This window comes from Serratia ureilytica, from assembly GCF_013375155.1.
Taxonomy (GTDB): domain Bacteria; phylum Pseudomonadota; class Gammaproteobacteria; order Enterobacterales; family Enterobacteriaceae; genus Serratia; species Serratia ureilytica.
In genome coordinates this window covers 654,616-665,168 of sequence record NZ_JABXOF010000002.1, presented here as the reverse complement: position 1 = coordinate 665,168, position 10,553 = coordinate 654,616, and the positions used below count along the sequence as shown (strand labels likewise).

The 10,553-nt window shown below is 59.9% G+C and carries 9 protein-coding genes and 1 tRNA gene; 4 read left to right on the top strand and 6 right to left on the bottom strand.

Annotation, left to right across the window (positions count from 1 at the left end; genetic code table 11):
* Positions 1–43 precede the first annotated feature (43 nt).
* From HWW83_RS06565 to HWW83_RS06555, 3 genes are all read right to left on the bottom strand, one after another.
* Positions 44–120: transfer RNA gene (locus HWW83_RS06565), tRNA-Pro, on the bottom strand.
* 78 nt (positions 121–198) lie between these two features.
* Positions 199–1,980, bottom strand: coding sequence for an LPS biosynthesis-modulating metalloenzyme YejM (gene yejM, locus HWW83_RS06560; RefSeq protein WP_033643825.1), 1,782 nt, complete (start codon positions 1,978–1,980; stop codon positions 199–201).
* 9 nt (positions 1,981–1,989) lie between these two features.
* On the bottom strand, positions 1,990–2,217 hold the full coding sequence (locus HWW83_RS06555) for a YejL family protein (protein WP_004935782.1): 228 nt from the start codon (positions 2,215–2,217) through the stop codon (positions 1,990–1,992).
* A 211-nt stretch (positions 2,218–2,428) separates the two neighbouring features.
* On the opposite strand from HWW83_RS06555, the gene yejK reads away from it, so the two are divergent.
* The gene (gene yejK, locus HWW83_RS06550; RefSeq protein WP_176589129.1) at positions 2,429–3,436 is read left to right on the top strand and encodes a nucleoid-associated protein YejK; all 1,008 of its coding nucleotides are present in this window, start codon (positions 2,429–2,431) and stop codon (positions 3,434–3,436) included.
* Between the two features lie 84 nt (positions 3,437–3,520).
* Here yejK and rplY read toward each other — a convergent pair whose 3' ends face one another.
* Together rplY and radD are read right to left on the bottom strand one after the other, a co-directional pair.
* Positions 3,521–3,805 carry a 50S ribosomal protein L25 gene (rplY, locus tag HWW83_RS06545; protein WP_004935776.1) on the bottom strand — a complete coding sequence of 95 codons (285 nt, stop codon included), beginning with the start codon at positions 3,803–3,805 and terminating at the stop codon, positions 3,521–3,523.
* Positions 3,806–3,967: 162 nt separating this feature from the next.
* Positions 3,968–5,725: a DNA repair helicase RadD gene (gene radD / locus HWW83_RS06540; protein ID WP_047574306.1), complete on the bottom strand. Its 1,758-nt coding sequence runs from the start codon at positions 5,723–5,725 to the stop codon at positions 3,968–3,970.
* Positions 5,726–6,041: 316 nt separating this feature from the next.
* Here radD and rsuA point away from each other — a divergent pair, with 316 nt between their 5' ends.
* From rsuA to HWW83_RS06525, 3 genes are all read left to right on the top strand, one after another.
* Positions 6,042–6,755 carry a 16S rRNA pseudouridine(516) synthase RsuA gene (gene rsuA / locus HWW83_RS06535; RefSeq protein ID WP_033652527.1) on the top strand — a complete coding sequence of 238 codons (714 nt, stop codon included), beginning with the start codon at positions 6,042–6,044 and terminating at the stop codon, positions 6,753–6,755.
* Positions 6,756–6,796: 41 nt separating this feature from the next.
* Positions 6,797–7,993 carry a Bcr/CflA family multidrug efflux MFS transporter gene (locus HWW83_RS06530; RefSeq protein WP_176589128.1) on the top strand — a complete coding sequence of 399 codons (1,197 nt, stop codon included), beginning with the start codon at positions 6,797–6,799 and terminating at the stop codon, positions 7,991–7,993.
* Between the two features lie 595 nt (positions 7,994–8,588).
* Positions 8,589–8,933: a YejG family protein gene (locus tag HWW83_RS06525; protein WP_004935763.1), complete on the top strand. Its 345-nt coding sequence runs from the start codon at positions 8,589–8,591 to the stop codon at positions 8,931–8,933.
* Positions 8,934–8,941: 8 nt separating this feature from the next.
* Here the strand turns inward: HWW83_RS06525 and yejF are convergent, their stop codons facing one another.
* On the bottom strand, positions 8,942–10,552 hold the full coding sequence (gene yejF / locus HWW83_RS06520) for a microcin C ABC transporter ATP-binding protein YejF (protein ID WP_033643820.1): 1,611 nt from the start codon (positions 10,550–10,552) through the stop codon (positions 8,942–8,944).
* Between the last annotated feature and the right edge of the window lies 1 nt (position 10,553).

Genomic DNA, 10,553 nt, shown 5'->3' with positions numbered 1-10,553 from the left:
CAGACGAAAAAAAACCTGCTGTTACAGCAGGTTTTCTTGAATTTGGTCGGCATGAGAGGATTCGAACCTCCGACCCCCGACACCCCATGACGGTGCGCTACCAGGCTGCGCTACATGCCGACGCTATGAAAAATCATACTACCGATTCTCGATGTTTATGCAAGCGCCTTACCACTTGATTGCTTTAGTTTTAAGCAGTTAGTTGGCGATAAAGCGTTTTACATCGGTCAGCACCTGCAACAGCAGAGCAAGCTGCGGTTTCTCGTCTTTTATTTCATCGCCGTTCTGATCGTAGACGCGATAGTTGCCGCTGTTGTCCAGCATCAGCGTCTGCGTCGGCGTGGTGATCACCAGCTGGTTGCCATCGCCGGTTGCGATCCAGTTGTTGCGGCGCTGGGCGGTAAACAGATCTTCGCCCTGCGAATAGTCTTTCGGCGCGGTTTTCACGTGCAGCAACCGTTGCATCAAGGTACGCATCACGTCGTTATGGCCGGTCAGCTTGTTGATGGTCTGCGCCGGCGTGCCCGGCCAGTGGATCACCAGCGGCACCTGCAGCTGCGCCTGGTTGAAGGCGGTGCCGGCGCCCCATTGGCCTTTGCCGCTGTCGTTGAACTCGACGCCGTGCTCGGCGGTGATCACCACCACGGTTTTATCCAGCAGGCCGCGCTGTTTCAGGGTGTCCAGCACCTGGGCTATCTGGCTGTCCACGTCCTGAGCGCCGGTGCGATAGCGTTGGATAAAATCGGCCGGCGCCGGAGTTTTAGCGCCTTCGGCCGGCTCGGCGCCGCTGAAGTTGATATAGGAGAACCACGGCTCTTTGTCGCCCTGATCCGTCAGCCAGCGTTGCCATTGCTGCGTGGTTTGCGCGTCGCTTTGCGGCGCCGGCGTCGGCAGCGAGAAGTCGGTCAACAGGGCCTGACGGTACAGGCTGGCGTTGAAGCCGTCGGACGAGAACAGCCCCAGTTGGTAACCCTGCTCGCCGAGCGCGTTGATCAGCGCCGACGGCTTGCGGCCGGCGAGCACGCTGTCCAGATAGGTCGGGGAAATGCCGTAGAACAGGCCGAACAGCCCGGTGTCGGCGTGGTTGCCCGAGCTGTAGTGATCGCTGAAGCGCACGTTTTCCTGGGCGAAACGCGTCAGCGTCGGCATGTCCTGCGCCACGTCTTTGGCGCGAATGCCGTCCACCACGATCATCAGCAGGTTATAGCCGCTGCCTTTATCGCCGTAGCTGAGATCGCTGAGCGGGTACTCCACCGCCACCGCTTCCGGATTGCCCTGTTGCACCAGGCGGCGTTCATATTCTTGCTGATCGAGCAGGCCGTGTTTTTCGAGGAACTTGCGCGCTGTCATCGGGTACGAGAGCGGCAGGTTGGCCCGCTGCATGGTGATCGGGCGATAGAAGTTGGCGTCGGCCCAGATGTAAATCAGGTGCGAGGCGAAAAAGGCGCTGATGAACAGCGCCGCCAGCGGCTTGCCGAAACGGCGGCGGTTCAGGCTGCGCAGCTTCTGCCAGCTCCAGGTGCCGAACAGCATCTCCACCAGGAAGATCACCGGCACGCAGATAAACATCAGCTGCCAGTCGCGCGACAGCTCGCTTTGATCCGGGTTGACCACCAGATCCCACACCACCGGATTGAGGTGCAGGTGGAAATGGGAGAACACCTCGCTGTCGACCAGCAACAGCGTGAGCCCGGCGGTGGCCAGCGCGGCGGAAATAAATCGCAGCAGCCGCTGCGACATCACCACGAAGGTGAGCGGGAAGATCACCAGCAAATAGCCGGCGAACACGATAAAGCTGAAATGCCCCAGCAGGCTGACCAGGGCATAGACCCGGCCCAGCAGGGAAGCGGGCCAGTCGGTGACAAACAGGTAGCGGCTGCCCAGCCCAAGGGCGAGCAGGATGTTGAATAAGGCGAACCAGTGCCCCCAGCTGATCATCTGGGAGACTTTTTCACGATAACGCTGACGGTTTGTCACCATAAATAAATATTAATGCGCTTTATCTTCACGGACAGAAGCCTGCAGGGCTTCCGCGAACGATCTCGCCAGGGTTTTCCGCTGCGCGGGGGCAACGCTGGTGTTGATCAAATTAGTGACCATATTGCCCAGCACCATCAGGGAAAGATCGGTGGGGGTATGGTGTTTTTCCAGAACATTGACCAGCTCTGAGAGCAGTTGTTCAACGTGTTCGTCACTGTAACGGGATGATTGTGGCATAAAATTGCGCTTAGTAATCTGCAAAGTGCCCTATCTTACCGTATAGGACAGTGATTTTCCGCTCTTTTATCACTTCCTGTCATTCGGGAAAGGGTTCGCCCACGACGGGGCCGCTCACCGCTGCGCCTTTCCGGTTTGCCGCGGTTTTTTAGTATTGCAGGGCGGGGCCTTCAGTGTTTGAATACGCGCCTAAAGAACAGGAGGATTTACCATGAGTCTGGATATCGACCAGATCGCTCTGCACCAGTTGGTGAAACGCGACGAGCAAACGCTGGACGTGGTGCTGCGCGATTCCTTGCTTCCCACCAACGCGGCGGTGGAAGAAATGATGGCGGAACTGCATCGCGTCTACAGCGCCAAGAGCAAGGCCCTGGGCTTGTTCAACGAGGGCAGCGAGCTGGCGGAAGCGCTACGCACTTGCCGCAAGGACGATAAGGACTTTCTGGCTTTCAGCCGCGCGGCGACCGGCCGTCTGCGCGACGAACTGGCGAAGTATCCATTCGCCGAAGGCGGCGTGGTGCTGTTCGGCCAATACCGTTATCTGGCGGTCGAGTTCCTGCTGATCGCGGTGCTGAACAGCCGTAACAGCATGCGCGTCAACGAAGAGCTGGATATCAACACTACGCACTATCTGGACATCAACAACGCCGATATCGTTGCGCGCATCGATCTGACCGAGTGGGAAACCAACCCGGAATCGACCCGCTATCTGACCTTCCTGCGCGGGCGCGTGGGCCGTAAGGTCGCCGACTTCTTCATGGATTTCCTGGCGGCGTCCGAAGGGTTGGACACCAAGGCGCAAAACCGCGGGCTGCTGCAGGCGGTGGACGACTACTGCGCCGACGCGCAGCTGGACAAGAATGAGCGCCAGTCGGTGCGCCAGCAGGTGTACAGCTACTGCAACGAACAGCTGCAGGCGGGCGAAGAGATCGAACTGCAGGCGCTGTCGCAGGAGTTGTCGCCGGTCGGCGAGAAAGACTTCATGCAGTTCTCCAGCGAGCAAGGGTATGAGCTGGAAGAGAGCTTCCCGGCGGATCGCGGCACGCTGCGTCAGCTGACCAAATTCGCCGGCAGCGGCGGCGGTATCAGTCTGAACTTCGACGCCATGCTGCTCGGCGAGCGCATTTTCTGGGATGCGGCCACCGACACGCTGACCATCAGAGGCACGCCGCCGAACCTGCGCGATCAGCTGCAACGCCGGACCGGCAGCGGCAAGTAAGCTTGCCGAATCGCAGACAATAAAAAACGCCGCAATTGCGGCGTTCTTTATTTCGGCGTCCCGAAAGGTTCGAAAACGTAGCGATTAAACGCGAACGAAGTCGATGTGAGCCAGTTTTGGCTTGAACGGGTGACGCTGTACAGCCTGAACCTTAACTTTGGTTTCTTTACCGTCGATAACCAGAGTTACTGCTTCGCTGTAGAATTCTGGTTTAGCTTCCATGTTCTTGACAGAATCATGATCCAATTCGATGGAAACTGCAGCTTCTTTGCCACCGTAAACGATAGCTGGGAATTTGTTTGCTGCACGCAGGCGGCGGCTCGCACCTTTACCCTGGTCTTTACGTACTTCTGCATTGATAGTGAACATTGTTTTTTCTCTTAAAAGAAAATTTACCCTGCTACAGGCGACCCAAGTAGCAAGTTCGGAATTCCGCTTTAACGCTGGGCAGGCCCAGGTAAAGCGCGCGGCATTTTAACGGAAAGCCGCCCGCAGGGCAACGAAAACCTGCCCAGATTGAGGGCCGTTCGCTCAGGCCAACTGATTGGCACGGCGGAAACGGCCTTGATAATCGAACACTTTCTCACGCACCTGCCAAAACTGCCCGCGCTTGCGTGCCACCACGAAATCCGGATGGCGCAGCGATTGCTGTTGCGCCAGCACGTCGGCGGCGGTGTGCCAGGCGAACGGCACGCCCGGCGCGCGCTGGTGCGGGCGCAGGAACAGCATCTCGAATGCTTTGCGCTGCGCCGGCGTCTGCAGGCGGAAGCGCTCGCTGGTGCTGGTGCCGTCCTCGTCGTAATAGATGGCCTTCAGCCATTCGCCCTTATCGTCGCGGCCGCTTTGCAACTCCATGCCGCCGCAGCGCAGCACCAGCGCGTCTTTCAGCTTCAGCGCCGCCTTCAGCATGTCGTCGGGATCGACCAACACCTCCTGACACTGATGGCAGCGGCGTGCGGCGATGTCGTTCTCCGCGCCGCAGTGCGGGCAGCTCTTGAACCGGAAGCGGTAATCGCACTGTTCGCGGTGGCCGTCGTCGTCCTCCAGCCAGCCCTGGCAGCGGCGGCCGTAGTGTTCGATGATGTCGCCGTTTTCGGTGCACTTGCCCCAGAACAGGTTGGCGAAACCGCAGGCCGGGCAGAACACCTGCACCGGCTGGCTGTCGCCGTGCGGCTTGCTGACGCCGACCTCCGGCGTAAACAGATCGTGCGGGTTGCCGGCGTAGTCGAGGATCAGGCAATCCTTTTTGTCGGGCGCCAAACGCAGCCCGCGCCCGACGATCTGCTGATACAGGCTGACGGACTCGGTGGGGCGCAGGATAGCGATCAGATCGACGTGCGGCGCGTCGAAACCGGTGGTCAATACCGCTACGTTGACCAGATAGCGCAGCCGCTGCTGTTTGAACGCCTCGATGAGCGCATCGCGCTCGGCGGGCGGCGTTTCGGCGCTGACCAGCGCGGCTTCGCCGTTCGGCAGCAGGCCGTGGATCTCACGGGCGTGCTCGACGGTGGCGGCGAAGATCATCACGCCTTTGCGATCGTCGGCGTACTCCACAATCTGGCTGATGATGTGCGGCGTGACGCGGTTTTGCCGCTTCAGCTCACGGTTCAGATCCGCTTCGCTGAACAGGCCGTTGCTTCTGGCTTCCAGCCTGCTGAAGTCATATTGCACGATCGGCATATCCAGCCGCTCCGGCGGCACCAGGAAGCCATTCTTGATCATGTAGCGCAGCGGCAGCTCGTAGATGCAGTCGCGAAACAGACTGGCGCCGTCGCCGCGGGTGAAACCGTGGTAGTGGTACTGATAAATCCAGCCTTTGCCCAGCCTGTACGGCGTGGCGGTCAGCCCCAGCAGCCGCAATTGCGGGTTGGTTTTCTGCAGGTGCTGGATGATTTGCTGGTACTGGCTGTCGTCGTCGTCGCTGATGCGATGGCATTCATCGACGATCAGCAGCGAAAAGGCGCCGTCGAACAGCGGCAGGTTGCGCGCCACCGACTGCACGCTGCCGAACACCACCTTGCCTGCGCTCTCTTTTTGTTGCAGCCCGGCGGCGAAGATGTCCGCCTCCAGGCCGTAGGCGCAGTATTTGGCGTGGTTTTGCGCCACCAGTTCCTTGACGTGCGCCAACACCAGCACTCGCCCACGGGCGCGCTTCGCCAGCTCGGCGATCACCAGGCTTTTGCCGGCGCCGGTCGGCAGCACGATCAGCGCAGGCTCGGGATGCCGCCGGAAATGGTTGATGGTGGCTTCGACCGCTTCCAGTTGGTAGGGGCGTAGGGTAAAGGCCATAAATGAACGCCGTAGGTTGGAATGGGCCGCGGGGGTTAGGTTTGTCAGCGCTGTTGCCACAGAAACGCTGACATTTTACGCCCCGGGCGACCGAGAAATGTCTATATTATGCCTTCTGAGCGCGCGCGGTGCGAGAAGCGTGAAAATTACCCCTGTCGGGCAGCGCGTTGTGCCGCTATACTCGTGTGACAGCAATCGCTGTGCCCCCACGCGATTTCCCCCCTGAGCCTGCCATTTGCACCCGGTGCAACGGCGGGCGTCATATTTTGGCAATACGATCAATGCGATCATAACAACGACAGGCAAAGCAGATCCCATGCGATTGGACAAGTTTTTATCTCAGCAGTTAGGCATCAGCCGTGCGCTGGTCGCGCGCGAACTTCGGGCTAAACGCGTCACCGTAGACGGTGAGGTGGTGAAGAGCGGGGCTGTCAAACTGACCCCGGAACAAGAGGTGGCGTTCGACGGCAATCCGCTGCAGCAGCAGAACGGCCCGCGCTATTTCATGCTCAACAAACCGCAGGGTTACGTCTGCTCCACCGACGATCCCGATCATCCGACGGTGCTGTACTTCCTCGATGAGCCGGTCGCGTACAAACTGCACGCCGCCGGGCGGCTGGATATCGACACCACCGGGCTGGTGCTGATGACTGACGACGGCCAGTGGTCGCACCGCGTCACCTCGCCGCGCCACCACTGCGAGAAAACCTATCTGGTGACGCTGGAGCACCCGCTGGCGGAAGACACCGCGCAGCGTTTCGCCGCAGGGGTGCAACTGCACAACGAGAAAGATCTGACGCGGCCGGCGACGCTGGAGCAGGTTGACGAGCATGTGGTGCGCCTGACCATCAGCGAAGGGCGCTACCACCAGGTGAAGCGGATGTTCGCTGCGGTCGGCAATCGGGTGATCGAATTGCACCGTGAGCGCATCGGCGCCATCGTGCTGGATGACGATCTTGCGCCGGGCGAATATCGCCCACTGACCGAAGAAGAGATCGCCAGCGTGGGCGCGCCGCACCTGCAGGACTGATAACCGATCATTGATTGCGGCCGATTAAGGAGTCGTGGAACGTGCAACAGAACCGAACCTCTCATCTCGGTTTGATTTTCATTCTGGGCCTGCTGTCCATGCTGATGCCGCTGGCCATCGACATGTACCTGCCCAGCATGCCGGTGATCGCCGCCCAGTTTAGCGTCGAGTCCGGCAGCGTGCAGATGACGCTCAGCGCCTATATGCTCGGCTTCGCCTTCGGGCAGCTGTTCTATGGGCCGATGTCGGACAGCATCGGCCGCAAACCGGTGATCCTGTGGGGAACGCTGATCTTCGCCATCGCCGGTTGCGCCTGCGCCATGGCGCAGTCGATCGATCAGCTGATCGGACTGCGTTTCTTGCACGGACTGGCCGCCGCCGCCGCCAGCGTGGTGATCAACGCCTTGATGCGCGACATGTTCACCAAGGACGAGTTCTCGCGCATGATGTCGTTCGTCATTCTGGTGATGACCATCGCGCCGCTGCTGGCGCCGATGATCGGCGGGGCGCTGCTGCTGTGGTTCAACTGGCATGCCATCTTCTGGACCATGGGCGCCGCGGCGCTGATCGGTTCACTGCTGGTGGCCTTGTTCATCAAGGAGACGTTGCCGAAAGAGCGTCGACAGCGGTTCCACCTGCGCACTACGCTGGGCAACTTCGGTTCGCTGTTCCGCCACAAGCGGGTGCTGAGCTACATGCTGGCCAGCGCCTTCTCGTTCGCCGGCATGTTCTCGTTCCTCAGCGCCGGGCCGTTCGTCTACATCGAACTGAACCATGTTTCGCCGCAGCACTTCGGTTACTACTTTGCGCTGAATATCGTCTTCCTGTTCCTGACGACGCTGATCAACAGCCGCAACGTGCGGCGGTTCGGCGCGGTCAAGATGTTCAAACTGGGGCTGTTGGTGCAGCTGGCGATGGGGCTGTGGCTGCTGGCGGTGAGCGCCGTCGGGCTGGGCTTCTGGGCGCTGGTGATCGGCGTAGCGGTCTATCTGGGGTGCATCGCGATGATCTCCTCCAACGCCATGGCGGTGATCCTGGATGATTTTCCGCATATGGCGGGCACCGCGTCTTCCCTGGCCGGCACGTTGCGGTTCAGCATCGGCGCGCTGGTGGGCGCGGTTCTGTCGATGGCGCCGGGCAAGAGCGCCTGGCCGATGGTCACTTCGATGGCGCTGTGCAGCATTGTGGCGGTGTTGTTCTATCTGTACGCCAGCCGGCCGCGCGATCGCGCAGCCTGACGTTCTCCTGGTTCGGGGCGAAGTTGCCCCGAGCCGTCATAGGGTTGCGCCTTGCCAGTTTGCGGTGCAACCGGCAATGAAAATTTTGTTGCCAAACATATGCCTGCTAATTAATGGGGCATTTACCCTTCTGTGTGCTTTTTGTTAAAAAATACCGTCGCTGAGCTGCCCGATATCCTCCGGTATGCGCGGCGTTTTGCCGGCGGGTCGGTGCGGGCGGTTTGCATTAGGTGGGATGTAAATCAAGGTATTAGCGGAGGAAGGTGCGCTAACGCGACGGGTGAAATGTTTCCTCAATGTAAAAATATGGCGACGAAAAAGTAGTCGCATTGCAAGAAAAAAGAGTTGAGATCGCTGCGGGAAAGGGTTACATATAACGCAAAAATGCGAGCTGAGTCGCAAAATGCCGTGAAATAACACCGCACGGCGCGCCAAAAAATGGCACGGCATCGGCAAGCACGGGGTCAGGTTAATGGCTTGCGGCAAAATTTACATTTAAATAACATTTGTGCGCGGCAGAGTCGGGAGTCAACGGCTATAACTTAGTAACCCTGTCAGGTAAAAGTGTTTCACCTTTTCAAACTAGGGATTTCATGTGGAGAGTATCCAACTTTCGGTAGTGCATCGCTTGCCGCAAAGTTATCGTTGGCTATCCGGTTTCACCGGCGTAAAGGTCGAACCGATTCCGTTTAACGGAATAGACGAGGATAACAACCTGATTGGGCTGAAGCTGCTCAGCCATGAAGGGGCCGAGGCCTGGCAGGTGATGCAACAGCTTAATCTGTCGTTGCAGGAGATTCAGGTCGACTGCGCGATCGTCGAATGGGAAGGGGAACCTTGCCTGTTCGTGCAGCGCAGCGATGAGAGCGCGACGATGTGCCGCCTGAAAAACGTCGGCGCCGCGATCGCCGAACCGCTCAGCGCGCAATACCCCTTCTGAATTCGCCGCTAATCCGCCAACTGCAACAGTTGTCGGGTATAGTCGGCTGCGGGCGCCGCGAAAATCGCCCGACAGTCTCCCTGCTCAACCACTTCTCCCTGTCGCAGCACAATCACCTGGTGGCACAGCGAACGCACCACCTGCAGGTCATGGCTGATGAACAGATAAGCCAGCCGGTGGCGTTGCTGCAGCGATTTCAGCAGCGTCAGGATCTGCGCCTGCACCGATTTATCCAGCGAAGAGGTCGGCTCGTCGAGGATCAGCAACTGCGGCTGCAGGATCAGCGCACGCGCGATGGCGATGCGCTGGCGCTGGCCACCGGAAAACTCGGTGGGGTAGCGGTGGCGCAGCTGCGGATCCAGGCCGACCTCCTGCAACACCTCGATCACGCGCTGTTCGCGCTGCTCGGCGTTCAGCCGCTGGTGCACTTCCAGCCCTTCGGCGATGATCTGCTGTACGTTCAGGCGCGGGTTGAGGGCGGAATACGGATCCTGAAAGACGATTTGCATCCGGCTGCGGTAGGGCAGCATTTGTTTCATCGTCAGCGGGTGGAGCGGTTCGCCGTCGAACCAGATGGCCCCCTGCGAGGCCAGCAGACGCAATAGCGCCAGCCCGGTGGTGCTTTTACCCGATCCGGATTCCCCCACCAGCCCCACGCTTTCTCCGGCGCGCAGTTCGAAACTCAATGACTTCAACGCATAGTGATAGTCCACCGTGCGGCGAAGCAGGCCGCGCCGAATGGGGAATCGCACCTGCAGATCTTCCACCTTGAGCAGCGGCCGCTCATCGCCGGGGCGCGCGCTGGCTGCGGCCGGCAGCGGCAGCGGTTCGCCGACGTCCTCGGCGGCCAGCAGTTGCCGTGTGTAGGGATGCTGCGGCCGGCTGAACAGCTGTGCGCGGCCGTTTTGCTCCACGCAACGGCCCTGACGCATCACCGCCACGTTGTCCGCCAGACGGCGCACAATATTCAGGTTATGGGTGATGAACAGCAACCCCATGCCCATTTCTTGTTTCAATTCTTGCAACAGCGTCAGGATCTGCGCCTGGATAGTTACGTCGAGCGCGGTGGTGGGTTCGTCGGCAATCAACAATTTCGGGCGGGTTAACACCGCCATGGCGATCATCACGCGTTGGCGTTCACCGCCGGAGAGCTGATGCGGATAGTCCTGCAACCGGGTTTTGGCCTGGCGGATGCCGACGCGCTCCAGACAGTCGACGATCTCTGCGCGTGCGGCTTCGCGCCGCAGGCCGCGGTGCAGCATCAGCACTTCCGCCAGTTGCTTCTCAATGGTGTGCAGCGGATTGAGCGACACCATCGGTTCCTGAAAGATCATCGCGATCTGATTGCCGCGCACCTTGCGCAGTTCAGCCTCCGGCGCATGCAGCAACGAGTTGCCGTTGAACAGAATATCGCCGCCAGGGTAAACCACCGGCGGCGCGGGCAGCAGTCGCAGTATCGACAGGGCGGTGACGCTTTTGCCGGAGCCGGATTCTCCCACCAGCGCCAGCGTTTCCGCCGGGGCTATCTGCAAAGAGAGTTCGTTGACCACCGGCGTGACGGCGTCGCCCTGGCGGAAGGCGATGCTGAGATCCTGGATGGCGAGCAGAGGTGTAGCCATA